Raw genomic sequence first — 17,192 nt, 5'->3', positions numbered from 1 at the left:
CGCTTATGCCATTACAGCCATTAATTGAATCATTGGTCAGACTGAATGATGAGCACAAATTGATGTTGAATTTGGCTCAAGATAAGAAGAATGCGGTCATGAACAATGATATAGACAGTCTCATTCAAATACTTAATTATGAGTCGCGATATATGAAAAAAATTGAACAGCTTGAATCAGAAAGACAGGAAAACTGCTATATCTTTCTTAGAGAAAAGGGAATCAAGTCACTTCTGAAATTAAATTTAACGGAGTTATTGAGACTTGTCTTTGATCCTCAGGAGAAGCAGCAGCTAAAGGATATACAGTTGGAGCTAGCCAACACATTGCATGAACTGAAACAAATAAATGATCTGAATCAGCAACTTATAAGCCAAGCCTTGGCTTTCGTAGATTATTCGTTAGATTTACTAGGGGCCACTTCGGGTGAAGAGCCTACTTACACACACCCTGCTGGGAAATCGGGCAATTCTAATCGGTCCGGACTATTTGATGCAAGGGCCTAATTTGAGGAGGATATATGACTTCCACATTTCATTCAGTAGAAACCGCAAAGCGGAGTCTGTTTACCCAAACAGCTGCATTAAATACAACAGGCCATAATATTGCGAACGCCAACACAGCAGGTTACACACGCCAACGGGTCAATATGGTGGCTTCCAAACCAATTGAAGCGTACGGTATGACTCATTCAACAGTACCAGGACAGCTCGGGACTGGCGTAGAGTTTCAATCTGTCGAGCGTATTCGTGAATCTTTTTTGGATGAACAATATCGTAACGAAAATAAAGCGCTTGGTAATTGGAATATTCAATATGACACGTTGGATAAGCTTCAAACGATTATAAATGAACCTTCAGACACTGGTATTAGCAGTCTGATCAATAATTTTTATAAATCATGGTCTGACCTGAGTAAGGATCCCGAAAATGTAACCAATCGAAAGATCGTTAAAGAAACAACTTTGGCTTTAACCGATGCATTGAACCATACTAGTAAACAGTTAAGTGATCTCAATAGCGATCTTACTAATAGCGTTGAATTAAATGCCGGCAAGTTAAACTCGATGCTCTCAAGTATTTCTGAATTAAATAACCAAATTACACGTATTGAGAGCTCTGGTAGCGATAATGCAAATGATCTGCGCGACCAAAGGGATCTGCTGGTGGACCAGTTATCTAGCCTTGTAAACGTAAAGGTAACTGAAATGCCGGATGGATACCAGGTTGCGATGGGAAGCCAGATTTTGGTGGAAGGTAGCACTACAAATCCGGTTAGTTCTGAAACGCTTCAGCAAGCTTACGGAAGTGGAGATCTAAACAGCGGTGAGGTATACGGTACGTTTGTTTCGAGAGACCGTTATGTAGCAGATTATCAAAAACAGCTCGACCAATTCGCTGATACGCTTGTTAACGGCGATATTCAGATTACGATTCCTGCAGGATCTGTTTTGCCTGAAGGAACCATTCTGGATGGTAAGACATATGCCGGAGCAGGGAGAACCTTATCCTCTGATTTGACCGTAACAGTCAAAGGTATTAATGGCCTTCACAAGCTCGGTTACAGTTTGAATGATGGTAAGCCTGTTGCAGGGGGCGATTTCTTTTCTGCTAAAGGTGATGGCCCGATAACGGCTTCGAATATCACTTTGAGTCAAGCGATTGTGGATAACCCAAGTCTAATTGCATCATCTATGAGGACAATGGGATCAGATCCGAATGAACAGGTCGTAAAAGGGAATAACGGGCTGGCAATTCTTATGTCCAACCTCAAAGATACAAAGTTTGACTTCGGCGGAGGGCTTACTGCGCCTACAACAGTGGATGATTATTTCAAAGCGATTGTCGGACAGGTTGGCGTACAAGCCAATGAAGCCAAACGACAAGCCGACAATGCTCTGGTATTGACAACTCAGGTCGATCAAAAAAGACAGTCGGTAAGCGGAGTTTCCCTCGACGAAGAAATGTCAAATATGATTATGTTCCAACATGCCTATTCTGCTGCCGCAAGAGTAATGACAACGTTCGATGAAATGTTGGATAAATTAATTAACGGAACAGGCGTTGTAGGACGCTAACCCGTAAGGAGGTTTAAAGAATGTCGTTACGTGTTACTTCTAATATGATGAGCACACAGCTGCTTCATAATTTGAATCATAATCTAAATGTCATGTCTGATCAGCAGAATCAAATGTCGACAGGCCGTAAGTTAAATAAACCTTCAGATGACCCGGTGGGTGTCACTTACGCGCTTCGTTATCGCTCTGAGCTTTCTGCAAATAATCAGTATCAGCGTAATGTTGATGCAGCCTTGGGGTGGCTCGATACTACCGATTCAGTGATGTCACAATCTGAAGAAGTTATGAATCGAATTAAAACGCTGACAGTTCAAGCGAGTACCGGAAGCAACCCACAGACAGCCCTGGACAGCATTGAATCTGAACTTCAACAATTGAAGCAGCAGCTGGGAGAGTTGGGAAATACCCAGTATAATGGGAAGTATATTTTCAATGGACAAACTTATGATATCCAACCCTATAATTTAGGAGATCCTAATTCTTTAGCTTCGACTGACTCGGATACCAGCGGGGTGGACTACACGGTAGGTCAAGGCGTAACTTTCCAGATCAATACATCAGGGAACGAGTTTTTTGGTAGCAAGGGTGAGGATGATAACATTTTTAATATTATCGATAAGCTATCTACCGCTATGAAGAATGGTAAATATGACGACATATCTAAAGAGGCTACAAATATCGATTCTCGTATACAAAAGATGGTTTCCGTTCACGCTGAAGTTGGTGCTAGAACCAATCGTGTAGAACTGATGCAAAATCGCTTGAGTGATGAGGATTTAAATCTTACAAAGCTGCAATCTAAAACAGAGGATGCTGATATTGGTAAGCTAACAATTCAGTCCTCTGTATCGGCTAATATTTATCAGGCATCTTTATCTGTAGGGGCGAAAATCATCTCTCCCACGCTCGTTGATTTTATTCGATAAAATATCGTGATCAAAGATATAATGAGGCTATGAACAATTACCGTTCGTAGCCTTTTTATTACAGGAGGAATTCCCTATTATGCATATCCCTAATATGGAGCATGAAGACATGAAAGTTAAAGATGAAATATTCGAGTTTAAGAACGGTATACCGGGTTTTGAGCAGTATAATCGATATGTAATTCAATCCCATGATGAATATTTTTCAATTCTACAGTCGGTGGATAATGAAGAGGTTGCCTTTATCATCACCAACCCTTTTATATTTTTTAATGAGTACGAATTTGAGCTGTCTGAGAATGATCAGGAACTGCTGGATTTTCAAAGTCTTGAAGATGTGGTGGTCCGCTCAATTGTAACATGGGGAGATGACCCCACGAAGATTACGGCCAACTTAATGGCTCCCATTATTCTGAATGTTCAGAATAAACGAGGAAGACAGGCAGTGCTATACCCAACACCATATAACTCTAAACATCCGTTATTGAAAGAGGATGACGGTTGGAAGGGAGGAGAAGACTGATGCTTGTCCTGACAAGAAAAAAGGGAGAGGCTCTGGTGATTTCCGAGAACATCGAGCTTACGATATTAGGAATTGAGGGAGATAGCGTGAAAATTGGTATTAGTGCTCCGAGAGATATTGAGGTTTATCGAAAAGAAATATATCTCTCCATTCAGGAGAGTAACGCAGCAGCTTCTTCCGGTCCTCAAGAGCTCCTCCGTAAAATTTCGGAATGGAAAGAATCCCATAAATAAACTGAAAAAATATTTGATTTCACTATTAACAAAAGTTTAGAGACCTCCGATATAAATTATAGAGAGGTTTGAACCGGGCGGCCGACCTTCAAACCGTTCACCACAAGGATGTGGGAACTTTACAATTCAGGGAGGAAATTAAAAATGATTATCAACCACAATATTCCAGCTTTGAACACTCATCGTAACATGGGTCTGAACACTAACGCAGCAAGCAAAAACATGGAGAAATTGTCTTCCGGTCTGCGCATCAACCGTGCTGCTGACGACGCTGCTGGCTTGTCCATCTCCGAATCCATGCGCGGTCAAATCCGTGGTCTCGAGCAAGCTCAACGTAACGCTCAAGACGGTATCTCGTTCGTACAAACAGCTGAGGGTGCAATGAACGAAGTAAGCTCCATGCTGACTCGTATGAAAGAACTGAACGTTCAAAAATCCAGCGGAACTTATAGCTCTAACGATAAGGCAAACATCAATGAAGAGCTGAAGGAACTGGGTGCTCAAATCGATAACATTATGACTAAGACAACCTTTAACGGTATCAGCATTACTAAAGGTGCTACAATCACTGTTAACGATAAAGCTACAGGTTCCATTACAATCGGTTCGATTAGCACGACTGGATTCAGCAAGCTTGGTTCTTCTACTTCACTGTCTAGCATTGAAACTGCTATTGAAAAAGTATCTACACAACGCGCTAAATTGGGTGCTGTTCAAAACCGTCTGGAGTACACTTCCAATAACATCGGTACAACTGTTGAGAACCTGACTGCAGCTGAATCCCGTATCCGTGATACTGATATGGCGAAGGAAATGGTTGCTCTGTCTAAAAACAACATCTTGTTGCAAGCTTCGCAATCGATGCTGGCTCAAGCAAATTCTGCTCCACAAGGAATTCTGTCTGTACTGCGTTAATATTTTTTCTTCGAAAAGAGGCCTTGTATACAAGGCCTCTTTTTTGTGTTCTATCTTTATAAACCAACGGTTTAAGCCGATATATACAGTAACAACTTAAATCGATGGAACAGATAGGCGGTACCTTGCTTTTAATATAAAGGAGGGAACATTTTGTGGACAATAGGATATCGGTCAACAACCCTGTAATGGGACTGGGAAAGCAGGGTACATCCAAAGGATATTCAGAAGAAATTTCGAATGCTGAAGTTGTATCACCAAGTTTACCTGTTCCTATGAATTCAGCTAAACTTTCAGTTGATCAAGCGCAGGCCTTTCAGCAGCTCGAAAAAGCGATTAAGGCTGTACAGGGGCCAGAAAAATCATTTGAAATTTCTGTTCATAAAGAAACACATGCAATTATGGTGAAGGTATTTAATAAAGAAACAGGAGACTTAATTCGAGAAATTCCACAAGAAAAGTTGCTGGATGTTGCTGCGAGTATGATGGAGATCAATGGATTGATTATCGATAAAAAGGCATAACGAAGGAGGCAAATATGAGAATTTCAGGATTGGCATCAGGTTTAGATATTGATTCTATGGTCAAACAGCTTATGAAGGCTGAAAGAGTGCCACTAGATAAGCTGAACCAGCAAAAACAACTGACAGAGTGGAAGCGGGACGGTTATCGCCAAGTCAGCACGAAACTTGTTGGCTTTAATGATAAGCTTACTAATTTAAACTACAGCAGTTCAATTAATGCCAAAAAGGCAACAGTCACTGGAGCTTCTAATGTGTTAACAGCGAACGCTACGGGAGCGGCATCGGATTCCGTACTGAATATAAACGTCGGTAAACTTGCCACTGCATCTAGTGTTGTTTCGAGTGGTGGGACAGCGGGGTCCAAGCCTTCAACAACAAAGATCTCCTCTATATATGGAGGAAACGACACCCAGATTACGATCGGATCAACTAATATCAGTTTTACTCCCGATGATACCATTGATTCATTAATCAATAAGATCAATAGCGACAAAACAGCGGGGGTAACTGCTGTATATGATGCATCGTCTGGTAAAATATCTCTAACTAGCAAGGAAACCGGTAGCAAGGATATTACCTTTAGCGGAGATCTTCTTACCAATGTATTTGGGTTGAAGCAAGCTGATGTCAAAAAAGGTGATGATGCTTCCGTTACCATTAATGGTATAACAACAACTCAAACTTCGAACCGTTTTACGATTAATGGTGTTGAAATTACATTGAATGGAATCTCTCCTACGGGGCAATCAACCCAAGTTGAGATAACTCAAGATGTTGATAAAATGGTGGATACCATTAAAGCCTTTGTTGATTCCTATAACGAAACTCTAGCCTTAATGAATCAGAAAACAAGTGAAGAGCGTTACCGTAAATTCACTCCTTTGACAGCCGAACAAAAAGCGGACATGAAAGATGATGAAATCAAATTATGGGAAGAAAAAGCACAAAGCGGGATGCTCAAGGGCGATTCCATTCTCAACAAAACGATTAGTGACATGAGATCAGCTCTGATCTCGGACGTCGTATTACCAAACGGTCAAAAGTTAAATATAACAGAGTTCGGAATAACAACTGGAACCTATAGTGAAAATGGTAAGCTTGTATTGGATGAAAAGAAGCTCAGAGCCGCATTGGAAAAAAATCCTGAAGGAGCCTCAGCCTTATTCGGTCAAACAGATGCTACTGCAACCGTAAGTAGTAACAGCAAGGATGGAATTTTTAACAGACTAAAAAAAATAACATCTGTTTCCTTACAGAGCATATCTGACCGCGCGGGAACGTCACGTTATAGCAGCGACCTTACGACTGCCTTTCTTCCTAAAAGTGAGATGGGAGACCAATTGAGGAATTTGGATGATCGTATTGATGCTATGAATGATCGACTTACGTTGATTGAAAATAGATATTATCAACAGTTTACAGCTATGGAGACGGCAATGAATAAATACAATAGTGTATCGTCGAGTTTGACGAGCATGTTATCCTGATCCAAAAGGAGAGAATGGGTTTGATTAACACACCTTATCAAAAATATCAACAGACACAACTGCAAACCGCTCCCCCGTCACAATTATTGCTTATGTTATATGATGGTGCCATACGCTTTGTGAGAATGGGGATTTCAGGAATTGAGGAAAGGGACTATGAGAAGGCTAATACTTATCTGTGTAAGGCTCAGGCCGTCATACATGAATTGATTGCAGCCCTTAATTATGATTATCCTATTGCTAAAACGTTGCACCAAGTATACGAATATATGGTCTACCAATTAATCCAGGCAAATATGAAAAAAAGCACTGATCCAGCCAAAGAAATCGTATCCCATCTCCAGGAATTGCGTGAGGCATGGGATACGGCTAGTAAGTCACTGAATACCGCTGCGGAGCAGAATAATGAGTGAGGCTAATCCTTATATCCATCAATTGGTACATTTGACAAAGGACATTGTTGAACGGATTGATCGAGTAGAGTATAAGGATCTCGCATCGTTTTCTGATAAGAGGGAAGAAATCGTCCGTAAGATTGAAACAGTTAAAACTCATCTTTCGGAAGAAAACAAGCTCGAGCTGAAAAATTTATGTCAGTTTGATCATGCGATTCTTACTAGGATGAATCGTTTGAAAAAAGAAGCGGGGGATTGGTTGCTTAGACAAGAAACCATCAAAGTCCAGAGATCGGCGTACCAGGCTGATTACTCACCTGACAGCATGTTTTTTGACCGTAAGAAATAACTCGAAGGACGAAAAATTATGAAACGTTTGAGCGTATGTTTGATTGTAAAGGATGAGGAAGAGTTACTTCCGCGGTGCCTAGACAGTGTGAGAAATATTGCGGATGAAATTATTATCGTTGACACAGGGTCGACGGATCGAACCAAAGAAATTGCGAGTGAATACACTAATTTGATTTTTGATTACCATTGGACAAATGACTTCGCAGCTGCAAGGAATGTATCTCTACAACATGCGACCGCAAAATGGATTCTTGTAATGGATGCGGATGAATATTTAGCAGTGGACGAGCACAATCAGTGGATTCAATTTTTGAATGATGAAAAACCATTGAGTTATTTAGCATACACGCTCCCTGTTGTGAATTTCACTGGGGACAAAGAGTACCAAGATGAAATTTCGACTTCTCCAGTCACGAGGTTATTCCCTAACCATATGGGAATCCACTTTGAAAGGCCCATTCATGAACAACTGACTCGTGGAGCTCAGGAGGAGTTATATCATAAAAAAATAGACCTGATTATCTATCACACAGGATATCAGACTCAACGTGTTAATGAGAAAAATAAACATGAACGTAATATGCTCATTTTTAACAAGATGAAGAGAAATAGCCAAATGAGCGAATATGACTGGTTTACGCTAGGAAACCAATACCGATATGCACAAGATGAAGTGCAGGCACTTGAGTGCTATGAAAAGGCCATCCAGGGAACGAGCACGACTTTGGCTTGGTATCCGCATTGCCTTATAGGGCTTATTAGTCTCTATTATAAACAAGATCGTCTCGTTGATTCTTGGAGATGGACAGAATGCAAGTTGTCAGAGTTCCCAGATTACGCCGAATACTACTCGATTAAAGGGATTCATTATGAAACGTTGGGCTTTTATTCGGAAGCGGCTGAGCAATACAAAAAGGCTGTGGAAGTTGCTGAAAGCCGAGCAGCTAAGAGCCAAGAAATATGGCTGGTGGATCCAATGTACAGTTTTGAGATGCCTGTACAGCAATTGGTTAATGTCAGTTTCAAGATAAACGATAACCAGCAAGCAATCTATTGGTTATCTAAATTATTGAATAAGAATACTAAAAACCCAAGGGTTTTGTTAAAACTCGTGGAGTGGTTGAATCATAATGAACAACCTGAATCAATTATTCACTTTCTGGATCAAATCTATGATAGACATAATAAGGCTGAAGCCAATTTGTTATATAGAGTTTCCCTGGGTTTGGGTCGTAAGGAACTTGTTGACTATTACGAGTCATTCATTGATCAGGAGGATCTTTCATTAGAGGATCATCTTCGGCTTAGCATAGTGAAATATAACCATGACATGTGGGTTAAATATTCGATGATGCTTATTGAAGAAGGGGATATAGAACAGTTATGGATCCAAATCGCTGTTGGATCACTACTCTGGAAAGATAATAAGATCTTGAAAATGGCTATAGACTTACGCAAAACAGAAGATAAGTTTAAAAGGTTACTTTCATTGATTGCTTCAATTACGTCTGAAGAAGAGGTTCGGGACTTACTGCTAACCGAATATGCGGACGATATTTTTCTAATAGCAAAGCAGTTATTTATATTAGAGCAATATGAATGTTTTGACCAATTCATTCAATCCACACAAACGCCGGAATTAGTCAACCAGCTCGCTAACTATTTCTATGGTCTGAATCAAGTGGAAACGGCAATGAGCTATTATTCTATTTTACTGTCGCAGCAGCAATTAGATGAGACAAGCTTAGAGAATCTGGGCTTCTATCATGCTAATCATGGTTATAGTACGGAAACGGTTGAATTTTTAGGAGAAGCTGTTCGATTACAGCCTAAAGCGCGTCATCTCTACAGGACGCTGATTCAACATACAAGTAGTGGTTGTAAAACAACATTAATCGAGCGGTTTTTAAAAGAATTCCCACAATTCAGTTCTATATCGTTTTTGAAGGGCTTTTTGAACATGAAATGAAAATATCAAAGGGGCTGTCTCATAAGTGGATTTCCCACGACAGAGACAGCTCCGTTTTATTTTGGGATCCGAAAAAACCTCAGCAAGGAGCGATTTTCCCGTTATTGGAGAATCGCTCCTTTGCGCTTTTGCTCTACTCCGGCTTGCTTCAGCATATTATGGGCAAGCGAAAGCCATCCGACCTCCAGCGTCACTTTCTTCATGCCGCGAAGCAGAAACCGCCGGAAGCCCCGGTTGTTTTTCAGTTGGCCAAACACACTCTCCGGCTCAATCATTCGCCGTACGGCCAGGGCATAGCCTTCCTCACTTCGGAGGCGTTCCCGGGCCTGACTTTGGTATCGTAGCCTTTCCAGACTTACCGCTACTTCCCGGTTCCCTGCTGCTTTTGTGCACCGATCTTTCAGCGGGCAGCCTTCACAGCTTTGACTTCGGTAATGACGCCTGCGAATCTCATATCCACTTTCTAGTGTTTCCTTGCTTTCTCTGTGGAAATGCAGTGTTTGCGCGGCGGGGCACGTCCAGTTATCCTCGGCTGCGTTGTACGTCCAATTCTCGATTTTACTCACATCTGCTTTCCACGCTTTGCTCTTTTCTTTATGGTAACTGCCGTATTTAGCGACTGCTGTGATCTCTTCCTTTTCCAGATAGGCATAGTTCTCTTCACTTCCATAGCCTGCATCTTCAATGATTGTCTGTGGATGTTGCCCCAAGATCCGCCGTGCTATTTCCAGATGCGGCTCTAAACAACGGGTATCCGTGGGTTTTTGGTGGACACTGTAGGCTAAAATGAACTGATTTTTCGTGCCAATCTGCACATTGTATCCCGGTTTTAACTGTCCATTTCGCATGTGGTCTTCTTTCATCCGCATGAAGGTGGCGTCCGTGTCGGTTTTGCTGAAGCTGTTTCGATTTCCAAGCAACTTTTGGTAATGTTCGTACTTCACAAGTCTTGGAAGCAAGTCCTTCCGAAGCTTCCGAACGGCTTTCTTTAAGGGGGTATCCTTGGGATGTTTCAGCAGCTGAGCCTCCAGTTGCTGCGTGACTTGTTCGAGCTTGCTGCTATCCAACTCGGAAGCCTCACCGAGTTCGGTCAGGTCTTTGCCGTGATGCTCGCGCTCTTCCTGATGCTCTGCGGCTTCGATGGTGGAGAAAAGTGCATGTACATTCTCTTGCAATTTGGTCTTGTGTTTGCTGACCGCTTTACCCCAGACGAAGGTGTAACGATTGGCATTGGCCTCAATCTTGGTACCATCTACGAAATAATGTTCCAAGGAGATGTACTTTTCATCTGCAAGAAATTGAAGTACGGCGGAGAACACGGTTTCGAGGACGTCTTTCATCCGCTCCGAACGGAAACGGTTAAGCGTGCGGAAATCCGGACGTTGCCGTCCGGCTAGCCACATAAAGGGGATGTGTTCCCGGATGGCTTTGGCGATGTGTCTTGAGGAATAGATGCGCTGTGTGTAGGCGTAGATGATGACTTTGGTGAGCATTTTGGGATGGTAACTGTCACGGCCGCCGCCGGGATAGGCAGCGTCAAAAATGGCGTCGTCCAATCGATTGACGGCAGTATTCACGACACGAACGAGGTGGTTTTCTGGAATATCTTCTTCCAGATCCATTGGCAAACAAAGTTGGTCCATGGTATATTGAATGTACAAAGAAACCTCTCCTTTGAAATGGTTGGTCACACTTCCATTTTACCAAAAGAAAGGTTTCTTTTTTTGTTTTTTAAAGATTGAAGATCCATTCCCCGCATAAACAGCGGAGAGGACGGACGGATTGTGGAAAAGCGGCAGCGTTCGCCTTGATCTCCGGATTTTCACCGCTAAGGGGAATGAAAAAAAATCTGGAGAGCACAGCGATTGGAACAATGGTCCGTTCGCGCAGCGTCCACCCAAAAAGTCTAAGTATATCCTACGTAAAAAACAAGGCTGTCCCAAGCAGCCATTTCATGGCTTTTGGGACAGCCTCCTTTCCTTTTATAATGAACTTTGAAGTTCTGACTTTATTGAAGTCGTAGAAATGTCTGGTGTACGTGGTAAATATACGACCTGACAGTACCCCTGCAACTCATCAAATTTTCCAGCCCAGTCATCTCCCATGACAAAAACAGAGATATCTAACTGAATAACATCGGTTTTCTTTTGCTCCCAACACGACTCCGGAATGACCTCATCCACATATTTAATAGCCTCCAGCATCATTTTTCGTTTTTCATACGGGAAGTAGGCAGCCTTGTCTTTAACTTCATTGAATTCATCCGTAGAGAGTGCAACCGTAAGATGGTCTCCCAGTTCCTTGGCCCGCTGCAGCAAAAGAATATGCCCATAGTGGAGTAAATCGAATGTTCCGTAAGTAATGACCCTTTTCATAAGCACCCTCCTTATTGAATAGAAGCAAGCCTTTCGTTGATAAGTGATTGGAGCTCAGTTTTTTTAGTCATACTTAAAGCCTGTCGGTAGTACTGCTGTGCCCTTTCCAACGCACCGGTTATTTCACATACATATCCAAGGTTATATAACAGATCCTCGTCCCATGGGAAAAGCTGATGCCCCCTTTGAAATGAGAGAATAGCTTCTTGAGGGTCTCCGTTCATTAAATGGAGCATGCCATTCATTGCGAAAATATCCTGATCAGCAGAATTAGATTCTAAGTATTGTTCGATGGCTTGATTGGCTTGTACTAACTGCTTGGCTTCAATCATTTTCTGAATGGTGTTTTTAATTTGCTGCTGCAGTATTTTATGTTCCTGTTGTACCCTTCTTCTATCCCGAATAACATTCATCTGATTCTCTATATAATTATCGATTAAATTCCAGATTCGTTCGGAAGCTTTATTGTCTTGATTTTGGTGGCAAATACTTTTTATCGTAGTTCTTTCCTGTTCGTACCAATCGGAGTCTGTTAACATTCGACTCACCGCTTGCTGAAGCTGTTCTTGAGAGTAAGCCTTTGGTCCTGGTGTCCAAAATTCGTAAGGCTCAAATAGTAAACCGCGGTTCTCCTTATATTCTTCCAGATCCACAGGTAAAAAGAGAACAGGACGATTCAATAGTAAATAGTCAATATAAACGGAGGAGTAATCCGTGATGAGCATATCCGCTGCTCCTAGAACGTCGTATAGGTCAAGTTTATGCTCACCAAGCATGCTGTCATTCAAAACGACGATCCGTTCGGATTTCATTTCATCAAGTTCATTGCTGAAATAACTTTCCTCAAATGGATGTAGCTTAAGAACGAGAGAGATATGGTGCTTCTCCAGAAACGCTGAGAAACTCTCCTTGTCAAAAGAAGGCAGGCCAAATATATTTTTGAATATTTTGTTCCCTTCTTTTTTATCTGGTGTCATTATCGATTTGCGGAAGGTCGGCATAAAGAAGATTACCGTGTCGGTCTCGGAATTTAGTTGTGGGTAAAGTTTATTTAGTCTGCTTCTCGCACCTTTAGCCAACAACGCATCGTTCCGGGGAAGCCCCGTGATCCTATATTGAGAAATGTTAGCCCCATTGCAGGCATTCATTGCCGTATTATATAAAGCAGAATAAGACATGATCATATCAACCTTAGACCAGTGCTGGTGAATATGATCATCTGGAGTCGTTTCTTTCTTGTCCATCTTAGCCATGCCTTTCAGAGGAAAACCGTGCCATAAATCGATATTAACTTTCTCGTAATCTGAAATATATTCTCCGTGTGTTGTAATGTATACGTCACTTTCATCGATATGACGATTATAGCGGAATTGTTTCTCCGTAAGTAGTTCTATATCATACCTTTTTCTCAATTCATCTGAAGCGGCGTGATATAAGTAATAATTGTTGGAACCAGAGGAAGAAAAGTGAAACATCGTTATTTTAATTTTCTCATTTGCAGTCATTGCCTGATCCTTTCCAAATATCATAATAAAGATCTTATATATAGTTTATCGGAGAATAACTAAAGAGGATAAAGCGGTATGCTTTAATTTTTATTTGGTAAATAATTCATTTTTTATATTGTAATATAAATCTCTTTGAAATCGACAAAAAAACCGATATTAATCATATATTCATCAAAAAAACCCTGTTTATAATAAATCATTTAATTATGTTCTATTCTAAGGAGCTATGTTATGCAAAAGACAAGTATTGTTATGGCAAGTTTATCAGATGAGTTTGAATATATGAAAGAATCCATTGAAAGTATTCGCCGATTCACAGAGAAGGAAACATTTGAACTCATTGTGGTGGAAAGCGGTGGGTCGCTTGAAACAAAATTATGGTTGGCTGAACAGACGGATGTAAGATCGCTCTTTTTTGAAAATGAACTCACGCTGGGACAGGCTTGGAATCAGGGAGTTCAAGTGGCTGTAGGCGAATCAGTCCTGTTTATGCATGCGGATACGTTAGTAACCCCGAACTGGTTGTCGTCTTTAGTTCAATCATTAGATCAAAATGAGCAGCTAGGTGCTGTGGGGCCACTAACTAATGGTGCGGATGATGATCAGGCTGAAAACAATCATTTTGCTTCTATGGAGGAAATGCTCTCTTTCGCTATCGAAGTAAATAAAGAAGCTATTTTAGAAAACAGGCTGATACTTTCGGATTTCTGCTTAATTATGAAAAGAACAGCAATAGATACCGTCGGTATATTTGATGAACAACTACAAGGCAAAACAATGATCGCTGATTTTTGCTTGCGAATGAAGCAAGCAGGTTGGAGTTTGGGGTTGTGCAGACATGTGTTTGTCCACCATTATGGTATCCATGAGATTAGTGAAGAGAAGGCGTATAAGGATCAGTTTTTTGGAAAATGGGGATTTTCTTTCGAAGAAACTAAGATCCAGGACAAAGTACTTAAATTGATAAAGAGATCTTCAGAGGATGTCTTCAATATATTGATTCTTGGTACGGGTATTGGAGCTACAAGTTTAAAAATCAAGCAATTATTTCCTCTCGCAGAAATATACGGGTGTAACTCAATGCACCAATCAGGAGTATTATCCTCATTCATTCCATGTGAGTTGATCGAATTTTCCTCCCTGGAAGAATATGATTTTGAATATATTATTTTAAACCCTGGTATGAACCTTGAAGAGGTGCTACCTGTTGCGGTGAAACTGCTAACTAAACAGGGAAAACTGATCACTGAAATGGAAAACGCGAATAACTTTGCGTTGGTTAAGAATTTAATGCTGGGCCTTGGACTGGAGCCGGATAAGAAGTATTGGAAAATATCTGACATTCCTGGAATATTTGAAAAGACAGGGTTTCAGGAATTAGATTTTGACTATGTAATGAATGATATCCAGGAACAAGATGCCTCTTTTATAAAAGATCTCGCTGAAATAGTAGAGCAATTACCACAAGAATTTGAAGTTTCTAGTTTCCTGATTACCGCCTTCAAAACTCCTCGAGATGAAATCTTGTATTCTCTTTTTGCTGATTTGCTGGATAATCCCGAGGAAGAAATTCTGTCCAATATTTTTAGAAATTCAACGACACAAATTCTGTCATCTTTAGAGAGGTACGAAGGTCCTGCTATTTCAATATTGAATTATTTGGGTATTTCAAATTTTGAAAGAAAACAATTGGATAATGTACTTCCTTATCTGACTAAAGCCTATGAGCTTGATCCTCTGAGCTCAGTAACACTCATCAATTTAGCTACCGTGATGTTTGCGATTGGAGAGGATGAAGCAGCTCTCGAGTGGCTTAATCAACTTGAAGAGAAGAATGAGCAGATTGGAAAATGGATCAGAGAAATCGAGCATAGTATTTACATGCGAAAAGTAGCAGAAAATAAAGTGAAATTCCTGCTCCGTCGGATTGAAAATGATGTGGAGCGTGACGAAGCTAGCGACGAGATGATTACACTTCTTAAGAACGGTACGATATCTGTTCAGGATATTATTCATTCCGTAGGAATTGATATTATTCATAAAACAGATACCTTAAATCGGGTGGCAGTGAATTGCTTTAGTACAGGCGAATATGAATTTGTTATTCCTTTGTTGGAGGAGTCGTATTCACTAGATTCTGAAAACGAAGATACCTTGTTTAATTTAGGATACATTTTGTATAAATTTGGGGCACATCAAGATGCTTTGAACTTTCTGACTCAGATTAGCCAGCCAGACAGGGGCATAATGGATCTGCAGAAGGAGATAGAGGAGAATATTATAAAATGAACGAAAATAAGATTTGTTTTATTACATGTACTAATGATGAAGTTTTATACGAGGAATCGGTCAGATATATTCGCTCACTTTATGTCCCTGATGGCTTTGAAGTGGTATTCGTATCCATACGTGACGCAAAAAGCCTTACAGAAGGCTATAACCGTGCGATGAAACAGTCGGACGCAAAGTACAAGGTGTATCTTCACCAGGACACGTTCATTATCAATAAAAACTTTATATTTGATGTCGTTAATTTGTTCATGAAGCACTCCAAGCTCGGAATGATGGGGGTTGTTGGTGCAGGGAAAATGCCCCCTAACGGGAAATGGTGGGAGGAAGCACAGAAATTCGGTAAGGTTTGGGCAAATAGTTACACTAAAAAAATGGAATTACTCGCATTTAATGAAATAGTCGAAGACTATAAAACTGTTGAAGCCATTGATGGGTTAATTATGACTACTCAGTACGATATACTCTGGAGAGAAGATGTATTTACCGATTGGCATTATTATGATGCTTCACAGACTTGTGAATTTATTCGAGCTGGATTAGATGTTGGCGTACCTCGGCAGAGCCAGCCATGGTGTCTTCATGATTGTGGAGCTTTGAATATGAAAAAATATGATGAACAGAGAGAAATTTTTATTCATGAGTATTCTAAAGACCTTTTTCCTTTAGTTAGTATCCTCATACCCACATACAATCGACCTGATTACTTTAGACAAGCTTTGGAAAGTGTGCTCAATCAAACTTATAAAAATATTGAAATTGTGATTTGCGATGACAGCACAAATGATGAAACAGAGAAGTTGATAAAGAATTATCTGGTTAATCATCCTAATATAAGATACTACAGAAACGAGAAGAATCTTGGTCAATTTAAAAATGACTTGAAGTGTATGGATTTAGCTAAAGGAAACTATGTTAATTTTCTTATGGATGATGATTTGTTTCATCCTGAGAAGATCGATAAAATGATGTGGTATTTTATCGCAGATGACACGGAAGAAATCTCCCTAATCACTTCGCATAGGCAGGTTATCGATAGGTATGGAAATCATTTAACTGATTGGTATGCTACCCAGAGATTATTTCATGAGGATAGGATAATTGATGGAATTGCTTTCGGTGAATTATTACTTAAAAATGTAACTAACTTTATTGGCGAGCCAACCACCGTCTTATTTAGGAGAAATAGTCTTCATGAGCAATTCGGGACATTTTGTGGGCGTGATAATGGGTGTACTGTCGATTTAGCTTCATGGTTAAATCTCTTGTCTGAAGGTAAAATCGTATACATCTCTGAGACATTAAGTTATTTCAGAATCCATGAAGGTCAACAACTTCAAAGTTCTAAAATGTTGTTATTAGGAAGAGTTGATTTCGCTCATCAAATTTTGAATGCCAAGAGTAAAGGGTTTTTCAGAAATAACTCTGACTATCTTTCTGCTATAACAAGTGGAATAAGCTTCATTGAGAGGTTTTATCCTCAATTAGAAGATGTTGATAAACAAACTAAGGAATATCAGGAACTTCTACTTTATGATGAAATTCTGCATAAAGAAAAAAAGAGCAATTCTGTAATAAATTCATAGAAATAGAATTGCGTATGTCGAGGAGAAGCGGAAT

At 40.4% G+C, this 17,192-nt stretch carries 16 protein-coding genes; 13 read left to right on the top strand and 3 right to left on the bottom strand.

Annotation, left to right across the window (positions count from 1 at the left end):
* Positions 1-5: 5 nt before the first annotated feature.
* The 11 genes from E6W40_RS18635 (at position 6) to E6W40_RS18585 (ending at position 9,400) form a co-directional block, all read left to right on the top strand.
* Positions 6-506: a flagellar protein FlgN gene (locus tag E6W40_RS18635; protein ID WP_136607142.1), complete on the top strand. Its 501-nt coding sequence runs from the start codon at positions 6-8 to the stop codon at positions 504-506.
* Between the two features lie 14 nt (positions 507-520).
* Positions 521-2,077, top strand: coding sequence for a flagellar hook-associated protein FlgK (gene flgK / locus E6W40_RS18630; protein WP_136607141.1), 1,557 nt, complete (start codon positions 521-523; stop codon positions 2,075-2,077).
* Between the two features lie 20 nt (positions 2,078-2,097).
* Complete coding sequence (gene flgL / locus E6W40_RS18625) at positions 2,098-3,003, top strand: flagellar hook-associated protein FlgL (protein WP_136607140.1); 906 nt, start codon at positions 2,098-2,100, stop codon at positions 3,001-3,003.
* A gap of 109 nt (positions 3,004-3,112) precedes the next feature.
* Complete coding sequence (gene fliW / locus E6W40_RS18620) at positions 3,113-3,526, top strand: flagellar assembly protein FliW (protein ID WP_246073104.1); 414 nt, start codon at positions 3,113-3,115, stop codon at positions 3,524-3,526.
* Positions 3,526-3,759 carry a carbon storage regulator CsrA gene (gene csrA / locus E6W40_RS18615; protein WP_136607138.1) on the top strand — a complete coding sequence of 78 codons (234 nt, stop codon included), beginning with the start codon at positions 3,526-3,528 and terminating at the stop codon, positions 3,757-3,759. Before fliW ends, csrA begins: the two co-directional genes overlap by 1 nt.
* Positions 3,760-3,903: 144 nt before the next feature.
* Positions 3,904-4,674: a flagellin N-terminal helical domain-containing protein gene (locus E6W40_RS18610; RefSeq protein ID WP_136607137.1), complete on the top strand. Its 771-nt coding sequence runs from the start codon at positions 3,904-3,906 to the stop codon at positions 4,672-4,674.
* Between the two features lie 155 nt (positions 4,675-4,829).
* Positions 4,830-5,198, top strand: a complete 369-nt coding sequence (locus E6W40_RS18605; RefSeq protein ID WP_246073103.1) for a flagellar protein FlaG — start codon at positions 4,830-4,832, stop codon at positions 5,196-5,198.
* Between the two features lie 14 nt (positions 5,199-5,212).
* Positions 5,213-6,685 carry a flagellar filament capping protein FliD gene (fliD, locus tag E6W40_RS18600; protein ID WP_136607136.1) on the top strand — a complete coding sequence of 491 codons (1,473 nt, stop codon included), beginning with the start codon at positions 5,213-5,215 and terminating at the stop codon, positions 6,683-6,685.
* Positions 6,686-6,705: 20 nt separating this feature from the next.
* A complete protein-coding gene (gene fliS, locus E6W40_RS18595; protein ID WP_136607135.1) occupies positions 6,706-7,098 on the top strand; it encodes a flagellar export chaperone FliS in 393 nt (130 codons plus the stop codon).
* Positions 7,091-7,429, top strand: a complete 339-nt coding sequence (locus E6W40_RS18590; protein WP_136607134.1) for a hypothetical protein — start codon at positions 7,091-7,093, stop codon at positions 7,427-7,429. The genes fliS and E6W40_RS18590 overlap by 8 nt, the downstream gene beginning before the upstream one ends.
* Positions 7,430-7,447: 18 nt before the next feature.
* Positions 7,448-9,400 (top strand): tetratricopeptide repeat-containing glycosyltransferase family 2 protein, encoded by a 1,953-nt coding sequence (locus E6W40_RS18585; protein ID WP_136607133.1) that lies wholly within the window; start codon positions 7,448-7,450, stop codon positions 9,398-9,400.
* Between the two features lie 101 nt (positions 9,401-9,501).
* Here the strand turns inward: E6W40_RS18585 and E6W40_RS18580 are convergent, their stop codons facing one another.
* The 3 genes from E6W40_RS18580 to E6W40_RS18570 all read right to left on the bottom strand — a co-directional run bounded on the left by E6W40_RS18580 (position 9,502) and on the right by E6W40_RS18570 (position 13,280).
* A complete protein-coding gene (locus E6W40_RS18580; protein ID WP_136607132.1) occupies positions 9,502-11,061 on the bottom strand; it encodes an IS1182 family transposase in 1,560 nt (519 codons plus the stop codon).
* A 321-nt stretch (positions 11,062-11,382) separates the two neighbouring features.
* Positions 11,383-11,775 carry a glycerol-3-phosphate cytidylyltransferase gene (gene tagD / locus E6W40_RS18575; RefSeq protein ID WP_136607131.1) on the bottom strand — a complete coding sequence of 131 codons (393 nt, stop codon included), beginning with the start codon at positions 11,773-11,775 and terminating at the stop codon, positions 11,383-11,385.
* Between the two features lie 11 nt (positions 11,776-11,786).
* The gene (locus E6W40_RS18570) at positions 11,787-13,280 is read right to left on the bottom strand and encodes a CDP-glycerol glycerophosphotransferase family protein (RefSeq protein ID WP_136607130.1); all 1,494 of its coding nucleotides are present in this window, start codon (positions 13,278-13,280) and stop codon (positions 11,787-11,789) included.
* 234 nt (positions 13,281-13,514) lie between these two features.
* On the opposite strand from E6W40_RS18570, the gene E6W40_RS18565 reads away from it, so the two are divergent.
* A complete protein-coding gene (locus tag E6W40_RS18565; RefSeq protein ID WP_136607129.1) occupies positions 13,515-15,572 on the top strand; it encodes a glycosyltransferase in 2,058 nt (685 codons plus the stop codon).
* Positions 15,569-17,158 carry a glycosyltransferase gene (locus E6W40_RS30115; RefSeq protein ID WP_246073102.1) on the top strand — a complete coding sequence of 530 codons (1,590 nt, stop codon included), beginning with the start codon at positions 15,569-15,571 and terminating at the stop codon, positions 17,156-17,158. The genes E6W40_RS18565 and E6W40_RS30115 overlap by 4 nt, the downstream gene beginning before the upstream one ends.
* Positions 17,159-17,192 lie beyond the last annotated feature (34 nt).

The organism is Paenibacillus dokdonensis (assembly GCF_004916975.1).
GTDB classification, from domain to species: domain Bacteria; phylum Bacillota; class Bacilli; order Paenibacillales; family Paenibacillaceae; genus Paenibacillus_AQ; species Paenibacillus_AQ dokdonensis.
This window is presented reverse-complemented; position numbering and strand designations above follow the sequence as displayed.